Origin of the sequence: Moraxella bovis (assembly GCF_002014975.1) — a bacterium.
Classification (GTDB): domain Bacteria; phylum Pseudomonadota; class Gammaproteobacteria; order Pseudomonadales; family Moraxellaceae; genus Moraxella; species Moraxella bovis.
Window position 1 is genome coordinate 1 of the sequence record NZ_MUXV01000050.1, and the last position, 25,176, is coordinate 25,176.

The following is a 25,176-nucleotide window of genomic DNA, read 5'->3' on the forward strand; positions in this document are numbered from 1 at the left end:
GGACATGGGGTGATAAGAGCGGGTAGGGGACTTTTGTTATCCACCCAAGCACGCACACAGGCACAGTCTCATTTGACAGATATCCAAGAACCGATTGGCATTGCAGATACCGCCTATCATCAGCACACCAATCTAGCAAACTCGGCCATCTCCCATCAAGCCCAAGAAGAAGATGACCAATCCGCTGTTGCCCAAAAACTCTCAGAGCAGTTACAGGCACTTCGTGGTGCAGGCGACACCAAAGAAATCTCATCGCCACAGCTAACCCTACATAGCCCAGAGGGCATACAAGCCTTGTCTGACAAATCACTTCATTTGGCATCTGCTCATCATACTGCCGTAACCGCCTCACAGCACATTAGCCTAAGTGCTGGCAAAAGTCTGCTTGCCACTGTTAGAGGGGCTGTCCGTTTCTTTGCTCAGTTGGCAGGTATTCGTCTGTTTGCTGCCAAAGGAAAAATTGAGCTCGATGCCCAAACCGATGGTATTGATGTACTGGCACTCAACAACATCAAAATCCATTCAAACAACGACTGGGTAGAAATCACCGCCAAACAAGGCATTCTCATCAATGCAGGAGGCAGCTATATTCGCATTACCCCACAAGGCATTGAACAGGGTACAGATGGCGACTGGAAGGCTCTTGCCACAAGCCACGAACTCTCAGGGGCAAACAGTTTGCCCATACAGACAAACAGTCCATTGTTTAATGATGAGATGTTTGTGCTTAGAGATATTGATGGGAATATTTTAGCAAACGAACGTTACAAGATTGTCAGTAAATCAGGCGAAGTGTTTTATGGTGTCACTGACAAAGATGGACAGACCGAGCGTATCTTTACAGGTGGCTTGACAGACGATTTGGAGGTATTTTTAGATGACAGATAGTACAAAACAAGACAATGTTCTGACAAAAGTTATGTGGAACACTCAAGTGCTTGCCCCCACACACTACCCGATAGAGCTCGTGGCAGGAGAGAGTTTTTGGTTCTTTGATGAGATGGGGGATGAACGAGTGGGCTTTTATGCCCAAGCTGGCGGTGGTTGGCGTAATGGTGCAGTAGATACCATCGGAGGCTCACCCAGTAGTCCCACATTTTTGCCTGTGGGTGTCAAACTGATGTGGTTATCCTTTGCAGAGTCTTGTTTTTATCACGCTGTCCTACCGTTGCCCATACAGTCATTGCAAGCGTTGGCAGAGCAAACACTTGATACGAATAAGCAGGTTATCAAAAACCTTATTACCATTCAGTTTGCCATCGCTCCACATGGCTTTGTGAGTCTGCGAGCAGGGTTTGGCAATCATATACAAGAGCTTAGCACACATAAAGCAGAGATGGCAAATGCTTCTTGGGAGTTTTTTGCACTAACCAACCATTTTTCTCCTGACTTGATGACAATGGAACAGTATATTGCCAAACAATTAGTAAAAGCACCAAAAGCAGTGCAAGAACAAATCAAAAACGGCAATCTACCAACCAGATGGCAAGAATACAGTGAACGCAAATTCGCTTGGCATATCGCCTGTGATGTCGCACTATTTGCCCATCAAGTTATTTATGTCAATGGCGAATCATCTTTACACTTAACATCAGCAGACAAACAAAGCACAAATGCCTCCCCAAAACTACAACCTGCCCCTGCTTGGATAGAACTCTTTTTTAGAAAAAACAATCAGAGACATTATGCACTGGTTAACCTATCTCATCATCAGTTTGGCAAAACTGAACAGCCTGAGGATGATGTGGCGGTGTTTGAGGTATTCAAAGGCTTTTTTAGCTCAAACAGACCCACCGCATTGGTTATTAACCTAACCAAAGATATGGCGGATACTGTATTTTTGACCAATGGACACAAAGAACAAGCACTAGATGCTCACATCATCACAAAAACACTTGCTGATGATGAATATCCTTGGTTTAAATAGGAGGATATATGGAACACACAAATACCAACGCAAACACAGGGCAAACTCCCCAAAAAAGCATCGGCAAAGGCACGAGTAACTCCAAAGATAACTCCTGTGTTGAATGCACGGTCAATTGCTTGGAAATCAATGTTTTCTTTGACGGCACTTGGAACAGTCGTTATAATAGTGATAGGTATAATGACCCTGACAAAGTTCACGGTGTTGAGGCAACCATTAGTAAAGGGGAGAACCAAAAAAAGACCCGTCGTCCATTTGATGGGGATACCACCTATGCCGAACGGCTACTCAAAAAAGAGTACAACGGCAATAACACAAGTTTTTCCCGAGCTCCCACAGGTGTAGACCAACTGGCACGAGCTTTTGGTGGTAATGAGCGTATGGTGGCACTGTATGTCGATGGTGCAGGTGCAGTAACACCTCATAAAGCCAGAGAGCAAACCAATCCTTTGGTTCCTGCCAAGCATTCTGATTATGACCCAAAAAATGCCCATTACAGTCTTATCAAACAAGACTTCTCAGGTGATAGTATGATTGGCTCTGGTCTGGGCATGGGCGATAGCGGTGTTTATGGCAAACTTCAGCAAATGTTTAGAAAGATATATAATGTCATACAACAAAAGAGCCAAGCCATGGAGATTGACCAAGTCAGCTTTAATGTCTATGGTTTTAGTCGGGGGGCTGCCACCGCTCGTATGTTTGTTCATCGTGTGCTAAGATACGGATATGACAAGGATATTACCAAAGAGGTGGATAAGCTACTAAACAAAGAAGAGCGGCATGTCACCCAACAACCCTTTGACCATATTTCAGACAGAGAAAACCGCAAACCACCCGCCAAACAACTCAGTTTTAAAGACGACCTAAAAACCACTCGTTTTAAAGTGAAGTTTGTCGGACTCTTTGACACCGTCAGCTCCATCGGGCTAAACCACGATGATGATGTCAAAGACGAAAAACAAGGGCTCGTCTTTAGCGATACATGCAGACCCAATCAAGTCGTCCACATTGTCGCAGGGCACGAGTTTCGCCAAAAGTTTGCCACCACCACCATTGCCAGTGCGGTTCAAAATGGCTGTGGCTTTGAGGTCGTCCTACCGGGTTGCCATACCGATATTGGTGATGGGCTGGAGACAAGGTGGGTACAAGACAAAGAGATTAATCCTAAGACAGGGCAAAAAGATTGGGACTTAAAACATGTTGATGACCCCACCACCATTTGCCATAAATACAACCTAGCCAACCTACCCTTTATCCCCCTAACCAAAGCCAAACTGTTGGCACTAGGCTTATTTCAAGTGGCTCAAGCCGAAGAAAAAGCCCTGCTAGAACTGCAACGGGCGGATTTTGGCAAAGTGATTGATATCTTGTCAGCACAAGGTTGGTTTGACAAAGATAAAAAAGAGATTTGGCGAGATGATGATACCTTTAAAATGGATAAGATTAAGGTGCGTAGGGATTTTAAAAATGGCAAAGACAGGGTTGATGACATTTCCAAACACTACCCCAAAATCGCCACCAAACTGATGCTTGACATTATGACCGATGTTGGTGTTAATCGTAATTATAATTTTAGTAAATATGACATGAACACCTTTGATGGTGATACAATGCTACAAGGACTTTCCAAAGACCTGATTGATAAAGCTTGGGAAAAATACCAAAACTTTAAAACCAACAAAGCCAAATACTTTGTTAATGAAAATATCATCAATGGCACACAAGAGGGCAAAGAGTACTATGTTGGTATTAAAGACGCAAACAAAAGCAAAATCCTATTTCACGACTATCTACACTGGTGTAGCACCATGAAAAGAGACCCAGCCAGTCTCTTACTGGCTTATGTCAGTGTTCCCCACATCAACCCAAAAACTAATCAATTTTATAGAACAGTCTATCAAGGCTAAATCACAAGGAGCAATGCCATGAAACCTTTTAACATCTGCCTTATCATTATGATAAGCTTATCATCTCTAACTCTAAGTGCCTGTGACCCATTTAAAGGTCTAAGAGATTATGGACAAGAGGCAGGGGCAAATGGGAAATTTAAAGGATTTAAAAATGCTCGTGGGGAGAATGTTTGGACTTGTAAGGGGGGGGTTATAAGAGATTATGAGGGACATAGTTACCTAAAAATGTATAATCTACCCCGTGAAATCGGCGGTAACTTTATCTGTGAAAATGGCAAGCCCAAACTTCCCAAAGACTGTCAAGGTCGGGAGATTCGTAGTGAAGCGGAATTTATTGCTTTTTGGGAAAAACATCAACTTCCTATTGGTCTAAAATACTTTGAATGTGTGAATGGTCAGCCACGCATTCCTGCAATACAGCTAGAAACATGGAAGCAGATGGAAAGAGAAAAACCCACCTGCAAAGATTCTCGTGGTCGTAAACGCCCTTGTGTGTAAAAGCTCTCCAAAGACCTGATTGATAAAGCTTGGGAGAAATACCAAGACTTTAAAACCAACAAAGCCAAATACTTTGTTGATAATGATATTATCAATGGCACACAAGAGGGTAAAGACTGCTATGTTTATATCAAAGACAAAGAAAAAAGCAAAATCCTATTTCACGACTACCTACACTGGTGTAGCAGTATGGATAGAAAATTTTTAAGCCTGATTGGTACACAAGTCAGTATTCCCCAAATCAACCCAAACACCAATCAGTTCTACCGAACAGTTTATCAAGGCTAAACAAGGAGCAATGCCATGAAAACCAAAGCCATGCTGATTTTATCAATTCTCTTATCATCAGCTCTAACCTTAACCGCCTGCAACCCTTTAAAAGGCTATGGACAAGAGGCAGGGGCAGGTGGAAGTAAACGTAGTGGACTTCAAAATGCTCGAGGGGATGATGTATGGGGGTGTCAAGGTGAGAAAATATCAGGTTTGGGTTTTTTGGATCGTTATGGACTACCCCGTGAAATTGGCGGTAACTTTATCTGTGAAAATGGCAAGCCCAAACTCCCCAAAGACTGTCAAGGTCGGGAGATTCGTAGTGAGGCGGAATTTATTGCTTTTTGGGAAAAACATCAGTTTCCTATTGGATTACCTTATTATGATTGTGTTAATGGCATTCCCAAAGTAAAAGCAGAACATTTGCAGTATTGGAAAACCAAAGAAAAATACAACCCCACCTGCAAAGATTCTCGTGGTCGTAAACGTCCTTGTGTATAATATTGCGGTATGATGTGGGGTATACGACTACAGTTATAGACTTACTATTTGAGCTTTCTTGGTTAAATCATGTTTATTTTAAGGGCAAGCGGCAATTATTTTTGCGTCCAGTCCTGATCGGTGCATTTAAATTGACCACCAGTCTCCCAAAAATGCGATTTTCTGGCTTTGACCAGTCGTGTTTTTTCTGTTTTTAAAATACAAAAGTTGGTAGTAGAATAAATGTGGCTACTACTTCTATTTCCTTGATGTCATTTGGACTATTTTGTATATAGGCGTTATTATAACCACCGACATACACACTAAACGGAGTGTTGTAGGGAAAGTCTTTATGATGGTCTACAGTAATGCAAGTGCTTTCACTAAAGCCAAATTTTTCTTTGCCAATTTTATGTGAATAATTGTACTTATAACCATCCAATCCCCTAGAAGCTAACCCAATATGATAAATGGGCTCATTATCTGTTAAATAAAAGCAGGGGTAATTATTTTTTAGGATAATAAGTATTTTACCATCTTCTTTGGCAAGAGTTGATGTAGAATAAACATGACTAGAGAATAACAATACAAGTAAATAAAAAGGTATTTTAAGCATGATTATCTCTTGGAAGTAGTTGTTTATTGGAAGGGTTGTTTTTAAATTCTTTTAAAATGCTATCAATAAGAGGCATTCCTTTTGTGTATGGATGAGGACTAGGAGATGTATGGTTATTTGTGGTGTCTATAAAATAATCTGCAATAATACTTCCTTGCTGCTCCATATTAAAGTCAGATAAGTCTTGATTGGATTGAACTTTAGAAAGATACTCATAAGCATTGGCTACTGGATAACCATCATGATGTATATAATTTCTATTCCCGAAATAACCCCCTTTGAGTGCAATAATAATACCATTTAAAAAAGTCGAGTAACCTAATTGGTACTGCCATACATGGGCCATTTCGTGAACAAAAAGATTTTTTGAAGAAATAACATCCGGAAATACCCTGCTAGGTGAAGTATAGTCCTCTTCGTAAATATCGTCAGGAAAATGAATGGTACCAAAGGGTGTCATGGCAGTTTGACTGGGCTGAAAGATTGGGATAAATCGTCCATGATGAATCTTAACTTTATCATAGTCAATGCTGTCTTTAAATATCGACATGACAAGCTTACGCTCATTTGCAGTAAGCCCTCTATATTTACCAAAATAAGTTGCAATATTTTCTTTGAAATGCCAATCAGTGAATTGGTAAGTAGGGTAGGCTGACTTTGGTATTGATTGATAGGCAAATCATACATGGCAATCTCTGCACTTGCACTACAGCAGTCCCCTTGGGAGGGGGGATAAGTACAGGATAACTAATTTCTACCAATTCCAAGGCGGTATCTGCCTGTATACGCTCTGTACAACCCTCATCGCAGGTTACCCCCTTAATGATAGAACCATCGGAAAATTTGAGTTCATATACCATGCCTGTAAGCAATGTACCGTCTTCACTTTGTAGGACAAACTGTTCATCAAACAAAGGTGTGGCAGAATCGGTGTTGCTGGAAGCTTTGTGAGCAGCGCCCTTACCTTTTGTTATTTCTACCACAAACTGTGATTGCGAGGCAATGAGTTTGGCGCCACAAGCAGTCATCATGCCATCTAATGCTAAAGATTTGCCAAAGGTATTGGCACTAGAGGCGCCTTCAATAATAGGAAAGGTACCTCGGCATTTTGGGCAAGTAACCATATCGCCCATACAAGCACCTGTTTTTCCATAAATATTTAAATTAGAGGAGGCGGTGATGACTGTACCACCATGTGTCGTAGTATCACCTTGTCTTATGGCAGGACAAACGGACATAATCATTACTCTCTATAAACTTTCGATATGATTATCGTATCATTAAACAAAGTTGATATCAATCATGTTTGTGGCACACGATCGTAAAAGTTAGCTTGCTCTGTGTTTGTATATTGAGAGAACCGTTTATCAAGACTAAATAAGGAGAGACCTTATGAAAACCAAAGCCATGCTTATTTTATCAATACTTTTATTATCATTTACCCTAACCGCCTGCGACCCATTTAAAGGTCTAAGAGGCTACGGTCAAAAAGCAGGGGCAAATGGCAAATCAAAGAGATTTAAAAATGCTCGAGGTGAGGCGAGGTTTGATTGTCAAAAAGGATTTATACATGCTCATGAAGGAAATAGCTATCTAGAAAAACACGGTCTCCCCCTAGAAATCGGCGGTAACTTTATCTGCGATGGCGACACCCCCAAACTCCCCAAAGACTGTCAAGGTCGGGAGATTCGTAGTGAGGCGGAATTAAATGCTTTTACAACCAAACACCAATTACCCTTAGCTTTAAATGACTTTATTTGTAAAAATGGTGTTCCTACCATTCCTGTTAAAGATTTAGAATACTGGAAACGCCATGAATCTATCATGCCCACCTGCAAAGACAGCCATGGTCGTAAACGCCCTTGTGTATAATATTGTGGTATGATGTTGTCGTCATGTAGGGGCTACAACCCCTACACTCACGCTCGTACAGTCAAAAAAGAGGATTGGGGCGAACGTTTTAACCCAAGTGTGGCTGTATAAATTTTAATAATAATTGTTGTTATTTTGTTCTAAATGATGTATGATTTTATAGGGTGATTTAGACATCTATTTGATGTGGTCGGGTGGCTTCTTTTGTTTGATTTATTATGAGCATAGCAACGTTGATGATTGGTAAAGTATGGTTAAACGCAAAAATATATTAGGAATATTGTGTTGTGTGTTATGTATGACGACCGCACACGCCAACACTGGGGCATCAGAAGATAAGGCAAGGCAGTATGCTCGCCAAGCCATTTTTGAGAGCTTAGCAGAGGCAGATAGAGAGCTCACCGCAGAGGAGAGACAGATTGAGGATGAGATTGTCAAGGCATATTTGATTCTGCAAAAGGAGCATGAGCAGTCACTGACACACTTACAAAGGGCTCAGACCCCAGCAACCACAGACAGTCAAAATAATGAACTTCTGGCAAAAAAATTATTAGAACTCAAACAGTCAATGTATGAGTTTTTTTTGGATAGAAATTTTGGCATGGAGCATCGTTCTGCTTTGGTTTATCCTGATGATTCACCCGATAAGACAGCAGTGGATGATGAGACATTAGAAGGTCAGACGAACCAGACCAACCATGAGGATGACAAGGCAGATGAAAAATAAGTTAATATCCCAAAGCTTTACACGCAGTTGGGTTTTACTGCCAAAGATGATGTTGCTAGGACTGCTGACGACATCGACCATCGCAGTGGCTGATCTAGATGAGGAATACTTTATCGCCCATCAAGTGGCTCAGTCCCATCAAATCCCAGGTCTTCTAAAAGGCGATACCGAGACTCTGGTCAATGAAGTGCTTGCCGAGCTTATCAAAACCCATAAGCAAAAAGAAATCATCAAACAGTACTACGAGGACAAAGCGACTTCACCCATGCTAAAACAGAGCATGGTAGAGGCTGTATCTTCATCTGAGTTTGACTCTTGGTTGAATGAAAAAATCGCTACCATTTATATGGATTTGTATAATGTGGCACAGCTTAGGCAGATGTACAAAGACAGTCGCACCCAAGGTGATGCAGATAAACCCTCTGATGACATGGCGGTTTATTTGTCACAGTACATTCAGTCAAGCCTCTCTTATGAACACAAAAAAGAACTTCAAGAGCAGTTATTTTTAACAAAACTCAAAGAAGCCACCCAAAACATCTTAGACCAACACGCCAAGCCTGATAATACAGATAAGGATGATGATGAATATTATTAAACGCACAAAAGGTCTGTGGAGTATCTTATTACCCATCATGACTCTGTATGGCTGTGCTTCTTTGCCGTCAAGTGATGACAAAGCACCCTCTGAGATTGACGTGGTTTTGATGTCTGACGCCGACATCAATGAGGATGTGTTGGGTGTTGCCTCACCTGTTCGTCTAACATTATTACAGCTAAGTTCTGAGATACAGTTTAGACAACTGCCACAAATGGCGAGTGATGATAAGTCTTATGATGAGCTTTTGGGCGGAAGCATGCTTGAACAGACTGATGTCACCCTAAGACCTGACGAGCTTTTAGAATTCAAGCTCCCCCTAAATGACAAAACTAAATACCTAGGAGTGGCGACAGCTTATCGTGATGAGTCAAATGATTGGAAGCAATCTCTACAAAAGCAGGATAAACGCTGGTATCAAGTTAGGGACAATCATTTTTTATACTTGCATGTTCAGCCACAGGGCGTGGTTCAGTTATCCAAACAAGAAGCTTTGAGTAAAATGCTTGCCTTTAAACTCAAAGAGCAAGGCAAGAGCATGGAGGATTTTAAAAGACTCACCAAGCGTGAGCAAGACAAAGCATTAAAAAAACTTGAAAAAGCACTTGAAGAATCTGCACCTGCTGACATGTCAAAGGGCTATTTTTCGTCACCCAGGCCAAAGCTGGATGCGGTTGATGTCTTAGGGGATGGTAAAACTGCTACGGATAAAGCATTGATGGCGGATTGATATGATTTTTATATTTTTACAAGAGGTGAGCGTATGATTGATTTTAAGGTTGTTTGGGGAGAGGGCACGTTAATCTCACCTCAGCATTTTCAACAGCAAGAGCGTTATTTTGAGACACTGATTAATAATTTTGCACTCAATAAAAACCATCATTGGGGTTTTAAAAACTTGGATTTTAATGAATCCGCCAAGGAAATGGGTATTTTAGAAGTGGCACAGGTCAGCGGTTTTTTTAAAAATGGCTTGTATTTTGAAGAGACTTCTCAAAGCTGTCCAAGATTAAAGATAGAAATCCCGCCAAACATAGAATCCGAAACCGTGTATTTGGCGTGGTCAAATGAGTCTGTATACCAGCAAAACTATGCCATGATTGATGATGCTGATGGCATAAATGCTCAGTATATCCTGCACGGTATTGAGCTGTCAGATGCTACCGAATTAAATTCTGCCAAAAGACAGGTCGTCGTTGCCAATAAAAACTTACGTTTGGTATTATCAAGCCAGCTTGGTGATGGCATGATTCACCTGCCTGTTGCCAAGATTTTATCAAGCAACGCCAACGGCGAATATTTTCTGGACAAGACATTCATCCCACCATTTTTGAACGTGAACAAAAATGAGATTCTAGCCAATCATCATCAAGAGTTGCATGGTATATTAAAACAGCGTATTCAATCCTTGACTGGGGTTTTGACCAACCCATCTCTAATGACAAGTAATGACGTCAGAGACTTCCTGTTTTTACAGACCCTTAATCGCTATCAGGCTTATATGCACCATACTGCCACATTGCCTGTGATACATCCTTGTGAATTATATGAAAGTTGGTTAAAACTCTATGGTGACTTAAGCACGTTCGAGCCAACCAAAATGAACTTGGCATTGCCGAGTTACCACCATGATAATCTCAAAGAGTGTTATGCTGAACTCATGGCGTTGCTAAAACAGGCTCTGTCGATTGTGCTAGAACAAAAAGCCATTCTCATTCCGTTTGAGATGACTGATGAGACGACTCGAGTTGCCATTACACCTGATAAGTCACTGCTTAATAACTGCCGTTTTGTATTGGCGGTGAATGCCAATATCCAGCCGGAGACATTAAGACAGACACTGCCAGCGACCATCAAGATTGGCTCTGTTGAAAAAATCAAAGATTTGGTGGCTTATCATCTGCCTGGGGTCAAGGTCAATGCATTGGCAACGGCACCCAGAGAGCTCCCGTATTATGCAGGGTTTAGCTACTTTGAGCTTGATAAGACTTCTGAGCTGTGGGCGGATTTGCACCAATCATCAGGCATGGCACTACATCTGGCGGGCGAATTTCCAGAGTTACAAATCGAATTTTGGGCAATCAAACCTGTTTATTAATCAAACAGGCATGATGAGTTAAGTTATGATAATAATGCATTTAAATAGGACAAATCATGCAAACGGTCAGATTTGAAGAAATTGAGACAGGATTATCCAGTCAGCAGAGTGCCTCTATCAATGCTGATGACAGCAATCCTTTGGTGAAATCAGCCATTCCCTTGTTTGCGATAGCCTCTCAGATGAAGTACTACTATAGCAATCTGGGGAGTGCAGAAGTATTAAAACATCTAAAAGCACAGATTGAGGTTTTTGAAGAGCAGTCTGAGGGTATGGGTGTGCGTTATGAGACGGTTCGTGCTGCCAGATATTGTTTATGCACGCTGCTTGATGAATTTGCCGCCAAGCATGGTTGGGCGGATCAAGAGTGGATGGCAAACAGTCTGTTGGTCACGTTTCATAGTGAGACGTGGGGTGGCGAGCAGTTTTTTGCCATGTTGGATAAAATCAAGGCAGAGCCCCAAAAAAATCTTAACTTAATTGAGTTTATGTACTATTGTTTGGTTATTGGGTATATGGGCAAATATCAAGTGCTCAATAATGGACAGGTCAGCGTTCACAACCTCAAAAAAGAGCTGGAAAAACTCATCGCCAAATACAAGTCATTGCCCTCATCGCCATTGTTGATGGATAAGTCATCAGCAGGCGAGCTAAGCGGTATTGGAAATAAGGTGGTGCCTATTTGGGTAATGGCACTGGCTTTTGGTTTGCTTTTATTGGGGCTTTATAAAATCTTTGATTATCAGCTTACAAACAGAACAGACGACATCAATCAATCCATACAAGCACTAACCATTCCCGTCAAACAAGACACGCCCGTTGCAAGCACACAACCAAGAAGGCTGACACCGCTACTCAAAAATGAGATTGAAAGCGGGCTTATTGAGGTCAGTGAGACGCCAACAGCAAGCAAGATTACCATCTTGGGCGATGAGCTATTTGCTTCAGGCTCAGACAAGATAGAAGATAGATTTTTCCCTGTATTGGCAAGTGTGAGCCAAGCCCTAAATATCGTCCATGGTCAGATTATTGTCTCAGGCTATACTGACGATAGACCAATCAGTAGTTCGGCTTACCCCTCTAACTGGCACTTATCACAAGGAAGGGCGGATGCAGTTAAGCAGATTTTGCTCAGATATATTGAAGATGCTTCTCGAGTGCGTTCTGAGGGTAAAGGCGATCAAAATCCTGTACTGCCTAATGATTCCGAATTAAACAGAGCGAAAAATCGCAGAGTAGAAATCATTGTGTATTTGAATGAAGGCTCGCCATCGCTACAAGATACTGAAGGCACGCAAATTAACACAATGCAATAATGGGGTAATAATGAACTTTTTGTCGATGATAAATGTTGGGATGCTATGGGGTGGATTTGGGGCGGTATCTCTAATTTCCATGATTTGGTTTGGGGGTGCTTATCTTCAGATAGGCACATGGAAGCCTTTGGCGCCAACTTGGGTAAAAGTCTTGTTAAGTTGCCTTATTATACTGGTGGTAATCGGGGTAAATGTCTATAAATGGTATAAACAAAGACAGCTTAACAAACACGTCATGGAAGAGCTAAAAGCCAGCGACCTATCCTCTGATGATAAAGCAGTCAATAAAAACAAAATCACCGAACAGTTCAATTCGGTGGATTTGATTTTGCAAAAGCATAATGACACACAAAACAAAAATCTCGTACAAAGACTATTTACGGATAAAAAAGGTTACATCTATCAAAAACCTTGGTTTTTGTTGGTAGGTGCTTCAGGCGTTGGAAAGACCACCTCTATTCTAAATTCGGGGTTAAAATTCCCCATTGGCACCGTGGATAATACTTCTAGATTGGCAGGCACACAAGATTGTGACTGGTTTTTGACGGATGATGCGGTACTGATTGATACAGCAGGTAGATTCGTTGAGCAGGACAACCAGTCAAAAAACAGTGATGACTGGCAGGAGTTACTCCATCTATTAAAGCGGTGCCGTACCAAACAGCCTATCAATGGGCTGGTGTTGATGATTGGGGCGGACGACATCATGAAAAATGATGAGCAGTATCTAGAAAGCCAGCTGTCCGAATTTAGAATTAGATTGCAAGAGGTGCAAAACACATTTAACATCAGCTTCCCATTTTATGTGGTCATTAATAAAATTGACCTCATTACTGGTTTTGGGCAGTATTTTAATTATCTTACCGAAGAGGATAGAAATAAGGTATTTGGCATTACTTTGGATGTTTTGTCCGATAATTCGGCAGAAAAGATAAATATCATCACCAAAAAATTAGACGACATCGCAGAATCCATTGAGTTAAATATATTTAACAGTGTGGCATATAACAATCAGCAGAATGAACCATCAGATTTGGCATTGTCTTTTGCCTCAGAATTTGCTGACTTTACCACGCACCTAAAAAGCTATCTCAAAAAACTCCTAAATTTGTCAAAATACGATGCCATGCTTCATTTGGGCGGGGTTTATTTTACCAGTTCTGCTCAGCAGGAAATGGGGGAGATGACTCATGCCAATCCCAAATACCAACTGCAATCCAAATACATCCAAGACAATAACGGCTTAATGTTTGGTTCAAAGCCTTATTTTATTAATCATTTTTACCATTTTGTTTTGATGGAGGCGTCCAATTTGGCAGGGACGGACGCTTCTTGGCTCAAGAAGCAAAGAATGATTTATTGGGGATTGTGCTTGTTATTGTCAGTATTAACCATTGCGTGTGCGGTGATTTTTGTCAAGGCTTTCTTCAAGAACTCGGCATATCTTGACAAGGTGGAGAAAAACACCCAAGAGGCTCATGCCGTCTCAAGCTCGGTGGATGGTAGTAATGCCTTGGCAGTACTTGATTTTGCCAACAAAGTTAGGGTTATCCCCAATCGTGACATATCAGCAGAGCTAACCCAAAAAAGTTTTTTGGGCTATGTTGGTCTAAATGATTATGACAGGATTTATGCCACCTCACAACAAAAATATCGTTCGCTTATTGAGGGGAGTTTGAACGAACTCATCTCCACCACCATCAAAGAGAAGCTCAAAAATAACACCACCCAAGGCTCTTTGGCGGGACTATATCAAAATCTAAAAGCCTATCTCATGCTTTATAATCATAAGCATTATGATGGCAAATTTATCGCCGGATGGGTGCAGTCCAACTTACCTAATGAAGCATTTGAGTCAAACGCTGATAACTTTGAGCAGTTAAAGCAAATATTGATTGACAAAAAAATCACGCCAAAAGATCCCCAAGATTTGGCGATGATAAATAAAGCCCGAGAGATATTGGCAGGGCAGGATATTGGTAATGTGGTCTATGCCGATTTGATAGGATATACCCAAACTCTTGACACCAAAGGCATGCCGTCCGTATCTTTTGTGTCCATGGGTGGTTCTGCCACGCAAAGCTTATTTCGCAGGATAAGTGGCAAGACATTGAATTCTCCCATGCCAGTACTGTACACAAAATATGGCTATCAGAACCTGTTTTTGCCTTATGTAAATACTCGCCTAGATAATTTTTATAATACAGAAAATTGGGTCATGCCAAGCAATGATTTTTTTGCCTCAAAAGAGCAGGTGTTGTCAGATATTTATCAAAAATACACCAATGACTATATCACCTATTGGCAACAGTACATTGCAGACATTAGGATGTTAGAACCAAAAAATTTACAACAAACCATCGTCATGTCAAAGCAGTTATCAGAAAAAAACTCTTCTTTGGCAGGCATTATCCGTGGTATTTATGATAATACCAACCTTGTGGAGGAGGTTGCCAAGCCAACACCTGATGTTGCCAACGATGCCACGGCGAACACAGGGCAGGAAGCCAAGCAGGGCAAGGAAGCTGTGATGCAGGCTAAAAAGACCGCCAAGACCAACGAAACTTCTGCTCAGATGAGAGGCTATCTGCAGGATGTGGCAACTCATTTTTCTCAATTTCATGTATTAGCCCAAAGCAGTGAAGGCATGCCATCTCAGTTGGATGAAATTGCCAAATCAATCAATGACTTGTATGTGTATTTGGTGGCATTGCAGATGAGCATGCAAAACAATGATGCGCTGATGCCTGATAACAAGCCAGTCATTAACTATCAGGCTCAGGTCAGTCGTCTGCCTGACCCATTTAGACCTATGTTAGACCAATTTGTGGGGCAGATCTCCCAAACGAGCAAAGACTATCAACAAACCTATAAAGACGAGCAAGCACAAGCCGTCATCGAAGAGCAAAAAAAAACGGTACTGTCCATCGCTGAACAACAAGATGCCCATGTCAGGCAAGGCTGTGAAAGCTTAATTACTGGAAAGTATCCTTTTGATAAATCAGCCTCTCAAGAAGTATCGCTTCAAGAGTTTGCCAAAGTATTTGGCTCGGAGGGTTTGTTTATGCAGACATTGCAGAGTAATATTTTGGTGAATGAGCGACTAAGCACCCCTTTTTTGTCGCTACTTGAAGGTTCGGATAGGCATAAACATTACCAAAATGCCCAAAAAATCAATACAAAATTTTTGGCGGGCTCCAAAAACCCTGCATTGGATTTTACGATGAAAATCATGGCGATGGATAAAGATATTAAAGAGCTGTCCGTAAGTTATGATGGTACGCAGACCACCTATTATCATGGACCTCAAAAAAGCATCAAACTCTCTTGGCCATCAACGCAAAAAAGCATGACTCTAAAAGCCATGGATTTTAATAACCAAAGTCATGGCTTGGAAGTAAAGGGTGATTGGTCTGTGTTTAGATTGATGGATAAAGCAAGTCGGATTATTAACACCAAAGACAACAAAGGGGTGATTGCAACCTTTGAATTAGATAAACATGAAGTACATATTGAGTTTAAGTCTATCTCTGGCACAAATCCTTTTTTACTTGGTGAGTTAAAGGGGTTTGTATGTTAGTGTCATTTTATGGTAAATTGCCTCACCATGCCGAGTTCCTCACATCACATAACTTGCCATTATGGTCTAAGACCATCACTGACTGGATGATTCGAGGGCAGGGTCAGCTTGGTGAGATGATTTTAAAGCAAAATCACAAAAGATCAAGCGTGTATTTTTTTATGATGGATGGTCATGACTTGCCAGTTCAGATTTCAGGTATTTTTTTGGCGAGTCATGACAGCAGACACAGGGAATTCGCCTTTGTGTTGTTTCATGAATATGAAAAGCAGTCATTAATGTTGATTAGAGATGGTTATCAAGAGGCCATTAGGCAGGCGAGTTTTGACATTTCGTTGCTTGCAGATATGAATAATGGTGAGCTGTTGGATGGCTATGAAGATTTTTTGCAAAGAGTTGATGTGCCATCAAATGAAGGCATCTGGCAGAATGTCTGCTGTGCTCCAGAGCGTTTGAGTTCCACACAGTTAAGTAGTACACTTTATCGTAAATTAATCATGAGTTCTTAGGAGGATTGGATGGATGACTTTTTGGCGCCATTGCATGATGAGCGGGTAGCAGGGCATAATATCGAGTATGACGACGATTTTTTAAACTTAATGAGCCTACTACAAGACAAACCAGAGCAACAATATGGCGATTTGGTGGTTGAAGCTGGAATCAAGGACTGGCGTGCTATTTATGAGTCTTGTCATCAGATTTTACTGCATAAGAGTAAAGATTTGCTTGTTATGAGTTATTTTACTCAAAGTGGTATTGTACTAAATGGGCTTATGGGATTAAAAGAAGGGCTGTTTATCATCAAGGGTAATCTTGAGAAATATTGGGAGGATATCTTTCCAAAGCTTGTTGATGAAGATGGTGATTATGACCCTGATTTTCGAGTGAATGCACTGTCTTTGTTCTTTGCTCCTGATGGTATCTTAAAAGACCTAAGAAATGCCCCTTTGGTCAAAAATGGATTGTCAGGAAAGTTTCATACGGTAAAAGAGATAGAGGCTTTTTTGGAGAGCCATGATGAGTCACTATATGCTGGAGGTATTCAAAGGCTGGTCATTGATTTGTCTGTTGCCTCCGAAGATGAGCACTCGCCCATAAGCCAGCTAAAAGAGGCAGGGGTGCTCATATCGGCAATCAAGGTATTATTTGAAAAATATGAGATAAGTGGTCTAAAGTTTGAGCCTGCTGAGCAGTTAATTCAAAAGATTTTGGATTTACTAAACCAATCAGGAGAGTCTGGTTTGGGGCGACAAGATGTCACACCAACCAAGATGACCGACATAAAAACAGCAGAATCTGTCACGCCTGTGATGAATTGGGCGAGCTATTCTGTAAATTCAAGAGAGGATGTGCAATTATTGCTTGAAAAGATTCATGTGTATTTTGAAAAGCATGAACCTTCACATCCTGCACCATTATTTATCAGACGCATTCAAAAATTGATGAATCTTAATTTTTATGAAATAATGAAAGACATCAGTCCAGAATCATTAGATAGATTGGAAAATTTGGTGGGGCAACCCTTGTCTAATGATGATGAATTTAATTAAACCCAAGTCAAACCCGTAGGAGATGACATGAATAGTAAATCCGCTCAGAAATTTATTGCCAAAAACCGCTCGCCTCGTGTTCAGATTGAGTATGATGTGGAGGTGTATGGCACCGAAAAAAAGATAGAATTGCCCTTTGTGATGGGTGTGTTTGCTGACTTGGCAGGCAAAAGCAAGCAGGAGTTGCCAAGCATTGCCGATAGAGCGTTCATGGAGATTGATGCGGACAATTTTGACGACCGAATGAAATCAATCAAGCCTAGAGTTGCTTTTAATGTAGATAATAGATTAGAAGAGGATGGGACTCAGCTCGGTATTGAAATGGAGTTTGAAAAAATGGAGGATTTCTCACCAGAGCAAATCGCACAAAAAATTGACCCATTAAAACAACTCTTGGATGCAAGAACAGAGTTGTCAAATCTACTTTCCTATATGGATGGTAAGGCGGGGGCAGAAGATTTGATTGATAAGATTTTATCTGACAATGAACTGCTTCAATCTTTGGCAACTTTGCCAAAAAACGCCACATCAGAAGATAATAATTCCTAAGGAGGCGTCATGGCTACGCAACACGAACATCAAACACACACCCAAACTGTTTTCGATAATGACTTTGAAGCTTTGGTCAATAAAGAATTCAAGCCCAAATCCAAGCAAGCAGAAGATGCGGTTCAAGGTGCACTAAAAACATTGGCTCGCCAAGCACTGGGCAACACTGTCAAGCACTCATCGGATACTTATCAAACCATCCAGGCAATCATCGCTCAGATTGATAAAAAGCTATCCGATCAAATTAATGAAATTATCCATCACGAAGAATTTAAGCAAATGGAGAGTGCTTGGCGTGGGCTACATCATCTGGTCAATAATACCGAGACCAATCACCTACTTAAAATCAAGGTTATGCCTCTAACCAAAAAAGAACTCGCTCGCAACCTCAAGAAGTTTAAAGGGGTGATGTGGGATCAAAGCCCAATATTCAAAAAAATCTATGAAGAAGAATATGGGCAGTTTGGTGGCGAGCCCTTTGGTTGCTTGGTGGGAGATTATTATTTTGACCACAGTCCACAAGACATTGAAATCTTGACGGAGGTTGCTAAGATATCCTCTGCTTCTCATTGTCCGTTCATTACGGGTGCCAATCCAAGCCTTATGCAGATGGATTCTTGGGAGGAGTTATCAAATCCAAGAGATATCACCAAAATATTCCAAAACACAGAATATGCAGCATGGAGAAACTTGAGAGCCAGTGATGATGCTAGGTATTTGGGGTTGGCATTACCTAGATTTATGGTGAGAGCACCTTATAGTAGTGCCAGTAACCCTGTTGATGAGTTTCACTTTGAAGAGCAGGTATCAGACCATGAAGGGTATGCATGGGCAAATGCCGCTTATGCCATGGCAGTCAATATCAACCGCTCATTTAGCGAGTATGGTTGGTGTACTTCTATCCGTGGTGTTGAATCTGGCGGTACGGTGGAAAACCTACCAACTCACACCTTTGAGACTGATGACGGTGGTGTGGACTTAAAATGCCCAACCGAGACTGCCATTAGCGACCGTAGAGAGGCGGAGCTGTCCGCCAATGGGTTAATGCCACTTGTATATCGCAAAAACTCTAATTTAGCCGCCTTTATCGGTGCACAGTCTCTACAAGAACCAACCCAATATCACGATGCAGACGCTACTGCTAATGCCAAATTATCAGCACGACTGCCCTATTTGTTTGCTTGTTGTCGTTTTGCTCACTATTTAAAATGTATCGTGCGTGATAAGGTCGGCTCATTCAGAGAACGCGAGGATATGGAGCGTTGGCTTAATGATTGGATTATGAATTATGTCGATGGCGATCCGGTCAACTCATCCCAAGAGACCAAAGCCAAGAAACCTTTGGCAGCAGCTGAGGTGATTGTGGAAGAAGTGGCGGACAACCCAGGGTTTTATACCTCCAAGTTTTTCTTGCGTCCGCACTATCAACTAGAGGGATTGACAGTGTCCTTGCGATTGGTGTCCAAACTCCCCTCTCTTAGAAAGGACTAGCAGAACATAGCAACCCCTTAGGCGGGGGGTTGCTATTTTTTTAGAATGTAAGGGGCAATATTATGACCATTCGCTACTATATCCTAGAAGGCGACACCACCACCGCAGGTGGCATCGTCCAAAAAACCACCAATACCCTATCCTTTAAGGTCTATGGTAAAGAACAAAGCTATATCGGCGATGATGTCTGGTGCCCTGCTTGCCAATCTATGGGTAAAATTATCCCAGACCAAGACAGACTCTCCACCAAAGTAAATGGACGAATGCCCGCCTTAAATGATGACTTATGTCTATGTAAATGCAATCCACCGCCAAAGCTTGTGCATTCGCAGACGAGTTTTAGGGAAGTGGTTGATGATGGCTATAACACTCAGCCCAAAAATCACAAGGAAAAGAGTATTTCAAAAATTTTTGATAAACGCATTAAGTTCGACTTTGGAGAAATGAATAATGATATTATCCCATTTTTGAGATATAGATTAAAGATAGATGGTATAACATACGAAGGAGAGCTTGATGATGAAGGTAATACAGATATTTTCTATAGCGATATAGAAACAGAAATTACGGATTTAGAGCTGTTTTTCTCGCAAGATGGAGACAGCTAAATGGGTATACCAATCAATAAAAGTGGTGACAAGCTAATCATTAACATACCAAGCAGAGATTTAACGGCAGAAGAAATAGCCTTGGCAAGATTAATATTTGGTGAAACCATTAAGTATCAAGCAGTTAAAGTATTTAAGGTTGATTACCTACCTAATCAACAAGAAGAAACCATCGTAACACCCAATGGCAATTTATATCCAGCAAAAAAGGTATATAGAGAAAATTATGCTCTTGATGGCGATAGCATGAAACACTTATTTATCCATGAGATGGCTCATGTCTGGCAAAGCCGTAAGGGCATGTGGGTGCGTTTGATAGGTGCTAAAATACATACTTGTGCTCGTCTTAATGATACTAACCCTTATTTATACAACATTCACCAAACATTTGGAAGCAAGGTGATTAAAATGCAAACTTCTCAGAATAAATCGGTCTCTAATATTGTGACAATTAAGTCCAAGTTGTCAGATTACAACATGGAATCTCAGGCAGAAATCATAGCTGATTACTGGGCATTGAAATTTAAAAGAAACCCCGACTTAATGATAACAAAAAACTTTGAAACTAATGTCAGGGCTAGAAATTTGGATACAGTGATTCGGCTTTATGAAGAAAAAGTAAAGCAAGCAATTGGTGTTTAGGACTAGTATGAAAAAGGTAGAAAAATTCATAAAGGCAATTGCTGTTTTTATGTTATGTTTTTCTGTTATGGTGATTGGTTTGATGTTATGGATAAGTCATATCATGTCTCAAGACAAAGACCTTGTCAAAAATAATTCATTAAAAAATGCAATTATTGAGCAAAACGATTTAGTCTTTGAGATTCAAGAAGGTTATGCAAGTGGTCTTGATATTGGTTATGACAGCCAAACTGTTTATTCGCAAGGTTTGGGGAAAAAAGTATCAAAATTAACCATTGAAAATTACCCCTCCATGATTCATGATAAAAAAATTTATCATTTTATGCTATATCAATATCAACTTGGAGGTCATGGATTTTCTGGATTTGATTTTTGCATTAATAACAAAAAAGTTTTTTATGGGAAAAACATAAAAAACTGTTTAAAAGATGATGGTCTTGATTGATTTTAATAAATCTAGCAATAATCTGCGGCTGTTAAAGTAAATGGTTTGGCCTGCCCTAAATGACGACCTATGTCTATGTAAATGTAGTCCACCGCCAAAGCTTGTGCATTCGCAGATGAGTTTTAAAGAAAAAGTCAGTTCACAGGGCGTGGCAATAAGTACTGGTCGGTTAAAAGAAAACCCAACCCAAACACCCAGCACCTATAGCACTTCAGTACGCTTTGTAGATGATGATCGCTATCCTTATGCTAATGTCTCATATACCGCCAAAAACAAAAAGACAGGCAAGATACACTCAGGTAGAACTGATGAAAATGGTCAAACCCCACACTTTTTTACAGATTCACCTGATGATTATGAGATTAAACTAGACTTGGACTGACAAAATAAGGAGATGAATAATGAGTAATAAAACCACCTGCACCTCTGCTGGTACTGGCACACCAGTTACCACTCAAACCATTTGTAATAGACCGTTTATCGCCTATGAGCATGGGATTGGCGACCAGTTAGATCCTTTTGCTTGGAATGTAATTGAAGGGCAGTTAAGGGAGAGGTTGACAGACGGAACAGACAAAACATTTCCCAATCAAAAATATACCAGTCTGTGTGGACCTGCAGCATTTTTTTATTGCTTGCAAATTAAACACCCCGCCTTTTATCGCATAGCAGTACAACAGCTTTGGCAAACAGGTGAAGCACAGATTGCTAGACTGATTATCAAGCCAAAAGATGCCTGCAAACGCCCAAAAGATCTCTTTTATGATAATAACACACCAAGAATACTTGGGATAGATTGGATGACCTTGGCAGGACTTAGAAGTTCATCCAATTGGGTCTTTTCTTATGATAGTCCTGATGAAAGCATTTTTAACAAAACCCTTGCTGCAACCACACCCTTACAGCTAGATTCATGGTTTGTCCAAGCAGGGTTTAGACGTGTTGACGATAAAATAATCACAAACTTTCGTTCTGTTCAAGCATTCATCACATTCAATGAGTATTACCACAAAAAATATTGCATAGTGGCACTGATAGATAGCGATTTATTAAGTGATCTTGCCAAAATCAGCCTACCAACGCATTGGGTGGTATGGACAAGTACTTTAAATGACAAAAACGGAAATCCTATTACCAACAATCTAAAAGACAGCGATATTGTCAAGCTGACGGTATTTAGTTGGGGAAAGAATAAGTATTCCATCAATACCAATGTCAGCTTTGATGACTTTCGTAATCATGTTTATAAGGTCTTTGTTTACCAATAAAGGGTCAGCAAGATGTTGATTGAAAACAAACAGAAACTAAAAAAAATACTGCTAAAATTGCTAATGACACTACTCATTTTGAGTGTTGGTATTTTTTATGGATGTCATTCCACAATAATCGTTGAACCTGATGTTACGCTGTTGCCATATGCCAAAGTAGGTCAGTATTATGAGCAAGGGATTAAGATTCGTGCCAACTCTGGTTTTTTTTGTGGCAGTTGGACCGATGAACGACCCTATCATTATGACAAATTTTAACGATGATCACTTCACAGTTGAATACGATGAGGATACATTTGATAATACCATTTGGATTAGAGGTGTACCCAAAGAACAAGGAATGTATTACATTCATGTTTCAACAGGTTTTTATGGTGGTGGTAGATTGCACTTTGAAAGAACTTTTACTTTATACGCAGAATAGATGCAGGTAGGGGTCTATGGCAAAAAACAAAGCTACATCAGCGATGATGTCTGGTGCCCTGCCTGTCAATCTATGGGTAAAATTATCCCAGAGATGACACAGCAGCCATCACTGCACCGCCCATGCTGATAGAATGGTTTAAAAAGGCAGGATTCTCTTTGGTGGATAAATTTGCTTTAAATAATCACACCAATCATAAAGAGTTAAATAGGTACTTTAATACCAATAATTACTATGTCGTATCTCTGGTTAGTAGCAATATCTTACCCAGGGGTGGCGGTCCAAATTTACCAAATCATTGGGTGGTATGGACAAGTTTATTGCGAAGTGGGAAAAATGCTGTTGATTTAAATACCAAATTAACAGACATAGTGCACTTGGCGGTATTTTCTTGGGGTGAGAACAATTGGCCTATTCAGCCAAATTTACCACTTAATAAATTCATGTTTTACCACAAAACCGCTTTTGTTGTAAAAAGGGTATGATATGAAAAAGATGGCATTATGGGATAATATGGCATTATGGGAAAAAATGGTATTATGGTTTTTGGCAATCATAGTATTGTTAATTGCTTTTTTGGTTATTGTATTTTATAGCTCATCTTACATTGCTAATCGACCAAATTTTACCATCCAAGAATTACCCGAAGCACATCTCAATCAACCTTATTATGCAAAAATTGAGATAGAAGCCGCCATTATAGAGGAAACGGTTGACATACAAGTTTCAAATGAAGATATTATGGTGGAGACGAAAGTGTATGAAACCAATAAAGACATATATAATAAACCTGTTTATAGAACAGATTAGTCGGACTTAACTATTGCAGGTACGCCTACCAAGATAGAACTCATCACCATTCAAGTACATGGGAGATTTTACGATGCAATGTTTTCAGGCAAAGAATTTGAAAAAACATATACTATTAAAGTGTTGGAATGGGCGGATAAAATATATTATTCATCTAATTAACCATAAATAAAAACTCTCATGCCAAAATTTCTTTTAACAGCATCAAAGCTATGCTTGTTTTTATCAGTATTCCCCTTGCTTTTTATTGAATATAATAAAATTTTTTTTGGATATGATAAATATTCAATAATGTATTTATATCAAATTAATGGTACTGGAGGAGATGATGATGTCGCATTTAAATTATTGGCGATGGTTACTTTTTTCTTTGCATTATTTTTATCCCCAGTGAGAAATAAAATTGGATATGCCTTTTTATTTTCTGTTTACTTTGTATGTCAATATCTTACATTTTTATTTGTAGAAAGTTCAACCGTCTAGAATATGATATGGTCATCTATTATTTATTGTCATAACAATCATTTGCTTATTTGGATAACATTCCAGATATTATTCATTATGAATAGTTTATTATTCCTGTATTTAAAGAGGTAAAAAACCATAAACATATAATCTGTAATGCTATCCATCTTTAATCTGTGCAAATAGTAGAATCTTACAACTTTTCTACTCCAATAATCTTATTTTAGCTCTCAAGCAAATAAGCAATTACTAAACCAAAACCACACCTCAACTCATGTAAAATTAAAAATTTTCATTATTTGTATTTAAGCATTTTGATATAAGAAGATAGCTTGCAAAGCGACTCTTCGGTTAAAGCGTAAGCGTTTTGTATTGACAATAGTATGACTAACAATAAGATGAGTGATTTAAACATATAATTGACTTCTTTGGATGCTTTTGTCGTTTTGGATGATGTCCCATTGCCATTTAAATAATGAGAACATTGTGTTGATTCTTGGGTTGTTATTATCTGGCTTTTTGGTTGTTGGATTTGCACGCTATTTATCAATGATGTCTTGGGGCAATTGAAAAGACTGATAATCCATGATGTTATCGGTATACCCTCAAAAAAAGTATGGGGACTGTTGATGGATAATTCATTTTGTATAAAAGTATGATATAGACCATAACTGTGCCCCAGCTCGTGTAAAATCGTCCGATTTTTACCCATAAAAACCATTGTGTCTTTATTAATACCTATAGTCAGCAATAAAAAAATATCAATGCTATGCCGATTTTCTGGGTAGTTTTGTAAAATATTTCTTTCATCAATTTTGCCATGCAAATCAATGTCTCTATTTTCGTATTGTATCGTTACGGATATGGGGCAATATTGTTTGCATTCAGGAAAATCTTTTAGTTTCTCATATCTTTCTAGATAAGCTAAATACAATTCATTAAACAATTGTTCAGCTTTTTGTCTATCATCTGTGATGGTACTGATAAGAATAATCATCTTTTCTTTATCTGAGTTGGTCATAATATTGACTT

Annotated in this window: 29 protein-coding genes; 25 read left to right on the top strand and 4 right to left on the bottom strand. The window is 39.9% G+C overall.

Features of this window, described 5'->3' with window-relative positions; genetic code table 11:
• From B0182_RS11205 to B0182_RS11225, 5 genes are all read left to right on the top strand, one after another.
• On the top strand, nucleotides 1-888 hold an 888-nt coding region (locus tag B0182_RS11205; RefSeq protein ID WP_143821727.1), incomplete at its 5' end, for a DUF2345 domain-containing protein.
• Nucleotides 878-1,927 carry a DUF2931 family protein gene (locus B0182_RS11210; protein WP_078275020.1) on the top strand — a complete coding sequence of 350 codons (1,050 nt, stop codon included), beginning with the start codon at nucleotides 878-880 and terminating at the stop codon, nucleotides 1,925-1,927. The genes B0182_RS11205 and B0182_RS11210, both read left to right, overlap by 11 nt.
• 8 nt (nucleotides 1,928-1,935) lie before the next feature.
• The gene (locus B0182_RS11215; protein WP_078275021.1) at nucleotides 1,936-3,834 is read left to right on the top strand and encodes a T6SS phospholipase effector Tle1-like catalytic domain-containing protein; all 1,899 of its coding nucleotides are present in this window, start codon (nucleotides 1,936-1,938) and stop codon (nucleotides 3,832-3,834) included.
• Between the two features lie 18 nt (nucleotides 3,835-3,852).
• Nucleotides 3,853-4,335, top strand: a complete 483-nt coding sequence (locus B0182_RS11220; protein ID WP_078275022.1) for a hypothetical protein — start codon at nucleotides 3,853-3,855, stop codon at nucleotides 4,333-4,335.
• 303 nt (nucleotides 4,336-4,638) lie between these two features.
• A complete protein-coding gene (locus B0182_RS11225; protein ID WP_078275023.1) occupies nucleotides 4,639-5,106 on the top strand; it encodes a hypothetical protein in 468 nt (155 codons plus the stop codon).
• Between the two features lie 193 nt (nucleotides 5,107-5,299).
• On the opposite strand, the gene B0182_RS11230 is transcribed toward B0182_RS11225, so the two are convergent.
• The 3 genes from B0182_RS11230 to B0182_RS11240 form a co-directional block, all read right to left on the bottom strand.
• Entirely contained in the window at nucleotides 5,300-5,701 is a 402-nt protein-coding gene (locus B0182_RS11230; RefSeq protein WP_078275024.1) for a hypothetical protein, read from the bottom strand.
• A complete protein-coding gene (locus B0182_RS11235; RefSeq protein WP_078275025.1) occupies nucleotides 5,694-6,251 on the bottom strand; it encodes a hypothetical protein in 558 nt (185 codons plus the stop codon). The genes B0182_RS11230 and B0182_RS11235 overlap by 8 nt, the downstream gene beginning before the upstream one ends.
• A gap of 76 nt (nucleotides 6,252-6,327) precedes the next feature.
• A complete protein-coding gene (locus B0182_RS11240; protein ID WP_158079702.1) occupies nucleotides 6,328-6,939 on the bottom strand; it encodes a PAAR domain-containing protein in 612 nt (203 codons plus the stop codon).
• Between the two features lie 154 nt (nucleotides 6,940-7,093).
• On the opposite strand from B0182_RS11240, the gene B0182_RS11245 reads away from it, so the two are divergent.
• The 20 genes from B0182_RS11245 (at nucleotide 7,094) to B0182_RS14045 (ending at nucleotide 24,162) form a co-directional block, all read left to right on the top strand.
• Nucleotides 7,094-7,573 (top strand): hypothetical protein, encoded by a 480-nt coding sequence (locus B0182_RS11245; protein WP_078275027.1) that lies wholly within the window; start codon nucleotides 7,094-7,096, stop codon nucleotides 7,571-7,573.
• 298 nt (nucleotides 7,574-7,871) lie between these two features.
• A complete protein-coding gene (locus tag B0182_RS11250) occupies nucleotides 7,872-8,300 on the top strand; it encodes a hypothetical protein (RefSeq protein ID WP_078275028.1) in 429 nt (142 codons plus the stop codon).
• Entirely contained in the window at nucleotides 8,290-8,898 is a 609-nt protein-coding gene (locus B0182_RS11255; RefSeq protein ID WP_078275029.1) for a hypothetical protein, read from the top strand. Before B0182_RS11250 ends, B0182_RS11255 begins: the two co-directional genes overlap by 11 nt.
• Nucleotides 8,885-9,628 carry a type VI secretion system lipoprotein TssJ gene (gene tssJ / locus B0182_RS11260; protein ID WP_158079703.1) on the top strand — a complete coding sequence of 248 codons (744 nt, stop codon included), beginning with the start codon at nucleotides 8,885-8,887 and terminating at the stop codon, nucleotides 9,626-9,628. Before B0182_RS11255 ends, tssJ begins: the two co-directional genes overlap by 14 nt.
• Nucleotides 9,629-9,661: 33 nt before the next feature.
• A complete protein-coding gene (gene tssK, locus B0182_RS11265; RefSeq protein ID WP_078275031.1) occupies nucleotides 9,662-10,996 on the top strand; it encodes a type VI secretion system baseplate subunit TssK in 1,335 nt (444 codons plus the stop codon).
• A 56-nt stretch (nucleotides 10,997-11,052) separates the two neighbouring features.
• Nucleotides 11,053-12,312 carry a type VI secretion system protein TssL, long form gene (gene tssL, locus B0182_RS11270; protein ID WP_078275032.1) on the top strand — a complete coding sequence of 420 codons (1,260 nt, stop codon included), beginning with the start codon at nucleotides 11,053-11,055 and terminating at the stop codon, nucleotides 12,310-12,312.
• A 79-nt stretch (nucleotides 12,313-12,391) separates the two neighbouring features.
• The gene (gene tssM, locus B0182_RS11275; RefSeq protein WP_244893691.1) at nucleotides 12,392-15,892 is read left to right on the top strand and encodes a type VI secretion system membrane subunit TssM; all 3,501 of its coding nucleotides are present in this window, start codon (nucleotides 12,392-12,394) and stop codon (nucleotides 15,890-15,892) included.
• The gene (locus B0182_RS11280; protein ID WP_078275034.1) at nucleotides 15,886-16,401 is read left to right on the top strand and encodes a TagF domain-containing protein; all 516 of its coding nucleotides are present in this window, start codon (nucleotides 15,886-15,888) and stop codon (nucleotides 16,399-16,401) included. Before tssM ends, B0182_RS11280 begins: the two co-directional genes overlap by 7 nt.
• A 9-nt stretch (nucleotides 16,402-16,410) precedes the next feature.
• Nucleotides 16,411-17,442 (top strand): type VI secretion system protein TssA, encoded by a 1,032-nt coding sequence (tssA, locus tag B0182_RS11285; protein ID WP_078275035.1) that lies wholly within the window; start codon nucleotides 16,411-16,413, stop codon nucleotides 17,440-17,442.
• Between the two features lie 27 nt (nucleotides 17,443-17,469).
• Entirely contained in the window at nucleotides 17,470-17,991 is a 522-nt protein-coding gene (tssB, locus tag B0182_RS11290; protein WP_078275036.1) for a type VI secretion system contractile sheath small subunit, read from the top strand.
• Between the two features lie 9 nt (nucleotides 17,992-18,000).
• A complete protein-coding gene (gene tssC / locus B0182_RS11295; protein ID WP_078275037.1) occupies nucleotides 18,001-19,482 on the top strand; it encodes a type VI secretion system contractile sheath large subunit in 1,482 nt (493 codons plus the stop codon).
• A 62-nt stretch (nucleotides 19,483-19,544) separates the two neighbouring features.
• Nucleotides 19,545-20,090 (top strand): PAAR domain-containing protein, encoded by a 546-nt coding sequence (locus B0182_RS14040; RefSeq protein WP_112742626.1) that lies wholly within the window; start codon nucleotides 19,545-19,547, stop codon nucleotides 20,088-20,090.
• Nucleotides 20,091-20,732 (top strand): hypothetical protein, encoded by a 642-nt coding sequence (locus B0182_RS11305; protein WP_078275038.1) that lies wholly within the window; start codon nucleotides 20,091-20,093, stop codon nucleotides 20,730-20,732.
• A 7-nt stretch (nucleotides 20,733-20,739) separates the two neighbouring features.
• Nucleotides 20,740-21,177, top strand: coding sequence for a hypothetical protein (locus tag B0182_RS11310; RefSeq protein WP_078275039.1), 438 nt, complete (start codon nucleotides 20,740-20,742; stop codon nucleotides 21,175-21,177).
• A gap of 40 nt (nucleotides 21,178-21,217) precedes the next feature.
• On the top strand, nucleotides 21,218-21,559 hold the full coding sequence (locus B0182_RS11315; RefSeq protein WP_143821728.1) for a hypothetical protein: 342 nt from the start codon (nucleotides 21,218-21,220) through the stop codon (nucleotides 21,557-21,559).
• 19 nt (nucleotides 21,560-21,578) lie between these two features.
• Nucleotides 21,579-22,445 carry a hypothetical protein gene (locus B0182_RS11320; RefSeq protein WP_078275041.1) on the top strand — a complete coding sequence of 289 codons (867 nt, stop codon included), beginning with the start codon at nucleotides 21,579-21,581 and terminating at the stop codon, nucleotides 22,443-22,445.
• Nucleotides 22,446-22,614: 169 nt separating this feature from the next.
• The gene (locus B0182_RS11330; protein ID WP_143821729.1) at nucleotides 22,615-22,869 is read left to right on the top strand and encodes a hypothetical protein; all 255 of its coding nucleotides are present in this window, start codon (nucleotides 22,615-22,617) and stop codon (nucleotides 22,867-22,869) included.
• 122 nt (nucleotides 22,870-22,991) lie between these two features.
• Nucleotides 22,992-23,354 carry a hypothetical protein gene (locus tag B0182_RS11335; RefSeq protein WP_078275044.1) on the top strand — a complete coding sequence of 121 codons (363 nt, stop codon included), beginning with the start codon at nucleotides 22,992-22,994 and terminating at the stop codon, nucleotides 23,352-23,354.
• Nucleotide 23,355: 1 nt separating this feature from the next.
• Complete coding sequence (locus B0182_RS11340) at nucleotides 23,356-23,679, top strand: hypothetical protein (protein ID WP_078275045.1); 324 nt, start codon at nucleotides 23,356-23,358, stop codon at nucleotides 23,677-23,679.
• 180 nt (nucleotides 23,680-23,859) lie between these two features.
• Entirely contained in the window at nucleotides 23,860-24,162 is a 303-nt protein-coding gene (locus B0182_RS14045; RefSeq protein WP_143821730.1) for a hypothetical protein, read from the top strand.
• A 277-nt stretch (nucleotides 24,163-24,439) separates the two neighbouring features.
• On the opposite strand, the gene B0182_RS11345 is transcribed toward B0182_RS14045, so the two are convergent.
• Nucleotides 24,440-25,176, bottom strand: a 737-nt coding sequence (locus B0182_RS11345) for a hypothetical protein (RefSeq protein WP_211271645.1), incomplete at its 5' end; no start/stop codon positions are given.

What these genes read in the sequence shown, in the direction of transcription:
- tssC (WP_078275037.1), top strand. Translation starts at nt 18,001, where the DNA reads ATGGCTACGCAACACGAACATCAAACACACACCCAAACTGTTTTCGAT.
- tssL (WP_078275032.1), top strand. Translation starts at nt 11,053, where the DNA reads ATGCAAACGGTCAGATTTGAAGAAATTGAGACAGGATTATCCAGTCAG.
- B0182_RS11220 (WP_078275022.1), top strand. Translation starts at nt 3,853, where the DNA reads ATGAAACCTTTTAACATCTGCCTTATCATTATGATAAGCTTATCATCT.
- tssA (WP_078275035.1), top strand. Translation starts at nt 16,411, where the DNA reads ATGGATGACTTTTTGGCGCCATTGCATGATGAGCGGGTAGCAGGGCAT.
- B0182_RS11330 (WP_143821729.1), top strand. Translation starts at nt 22,615, where the DNA reads ATGAGCAAGGGATTAAGATTCGTGCCAACTCTGGTTTTTTTTGTGGCA.
- B0182_RS11230 (WP_078275024.1), bottom strand. Translation starts at nt 5,701, where the DNA reads ATGCTTAAAATACCTTTTTATTTACTTGTATTGTTATTCTCTAGTCAT.
- B0182_RS11320 (WP_078275041.1), top strand. Translation starts at nt 21,579, where the DNA reads ATGAGTAATAAAACCACCTGCACCTCTGCTGGTACTGGCACACCAGTT.
- B0182_RS11240 (WP_158079702.1), bottom strand. Translation starts at nt 6,939, where the DNA reads ATGTCCGTTTGTCCTGCCATAAGACAAGGTGATACTACGACACATGGT.
- B0182_RS11210 (WP_078275020.1), top strand. Translation starts at nt 878, where the DNA reads ATGACAGATAGTACAAAACAAGACAATGTTCTGACAAAAGTTATGTGG.
- B0182_RS14040 (WP_112742626.1), top strand. Translation starts at nt 19,545, where the DNA reads ATGACCATTCGCTACTATATCCTAGAAGGCGACACCACCACCGCAGGT.
- B0182_RS11250 (WP_078275028.1), top strand. Translation starts at nt 7,872, where the DNA reads ATGACGACCGCACACGCCAACACTGGGGCATCAGAAGATAAGGCAAGG.
- B0182_RS11305 (WP_078275038.1), top strand. Translation starts at nt 20,091, where the DNA reads ATGGGTATACCAATCAATAAAAGTGGTGACAAGCTAATCATTAACATA.
- B0182_RS11280 (WP_078275034.1), top strand. Translation starts at nt 15,886, where the DNA reads ATGTTAGTGTCATTTTATGGTAAATTGCCTCACCATGCCGAGTTCCTC.
- tssM (WP_244893691.1), top strand. Translation starts at nt 12,392, where the DNA reads ATGATTTGGTTTGGGGGTGCTTATCTTCAGATAGGCACATGGAAGCCT.
- tssK (WP_078275031.1), top strand. Translation starts at nt 9,662, where the DNA reads ATGATTGATTTTAAGGTTGTTTGGGGAGAGGGCACGTTAATCTCACCT.
- B0182_RS11235 (WP_078275025.1), bottom strand. Translation starts at nt 6,251, where the DNA reads ATGTCGATATTTAAAGACAGCATTGACTATGATAAAGTTAAGATTCAT.
- B0182_RS11225 (WP_078275023.1), top strand. Translation starts at nt 4,639, where the DNA reads ATGAAAACCAAAGCCATGCTGATTTTATCAATTCTCTTATCATCAGCT.
- B0182_RS11310 (WP_078275039.1), top strand. Translation starts at nt 20,740, where the DNA reads ATGAAAAAGGTAGAAAAATTCATAAAGGCAATTGCTGTTTTTATGTTA.
- tssB (WP_078275036.1), top strand. Translation starts at nt 17,470, where the DNA reads ATGAATAGTAAATCCGCTCAGAAATTTATTGCCAAAAACCGCTCGCCT.
- B0182_RS14045 (WP_143821730.1), top strand. Translation starts at nt 23,860, where the DNA reads ATGCCAAAATTTCTTTTAACAGCATCAAAGCTATGCTTGTTTTTATCA.
- B0182_RS11335 (WP_078275044.1), top strand. Translation starts at nt 22,992, where the DNA reads ATGCTGATAGAATGGTTTAAAAAGGCAGGATTCTCTTTGGTGGATAAA.
- B0182_RS11340 (WP_078275045.1), top strand. Translation starts at nt 23,356, where the DNA reads ATGAAAAAGATGGCATTATGGGATAATATGGCATTATGGGAAAAAATG.
- B0182_RS11255 (WP_078275029.1), top strand. Translation starts at nt 8,290, where the DNA reads ATGAAAAATAAGTTAATATCCCAAAGCTTTACACGCAGTTGGGTTTTA.
- tssJ (WP_158079703.1), top strand. Translation starts at nt 8,885, where the DNA reads ATGAATATTATTAAACGCACAAAAGGTCTGTGGAGTATCTTATTACCC.
- B0182_RS11245 (WP_078275027.1), top strand. Translation starts at nt 7,094, where the DNA reads ATGAAAACCAAAGCCATGCTTATTTTATCAATACTTTTATTATCATTT.
- B0182_RS11315 (WP_143821728.1), top strand. Translation starts at nt 21,218, where the DNA reads ATGGTTTGGCCTGCCCTAAATGACGACCTATGTCTATGTAAATGTAGT.
- B0182_RS11215 (WP_078275021.1), top strand. Translation starts at nt 1,936, where the DNA reads ATGGAACACACAAATACCAACGCAAACACAGGGCAAACTCCCCAAAAA.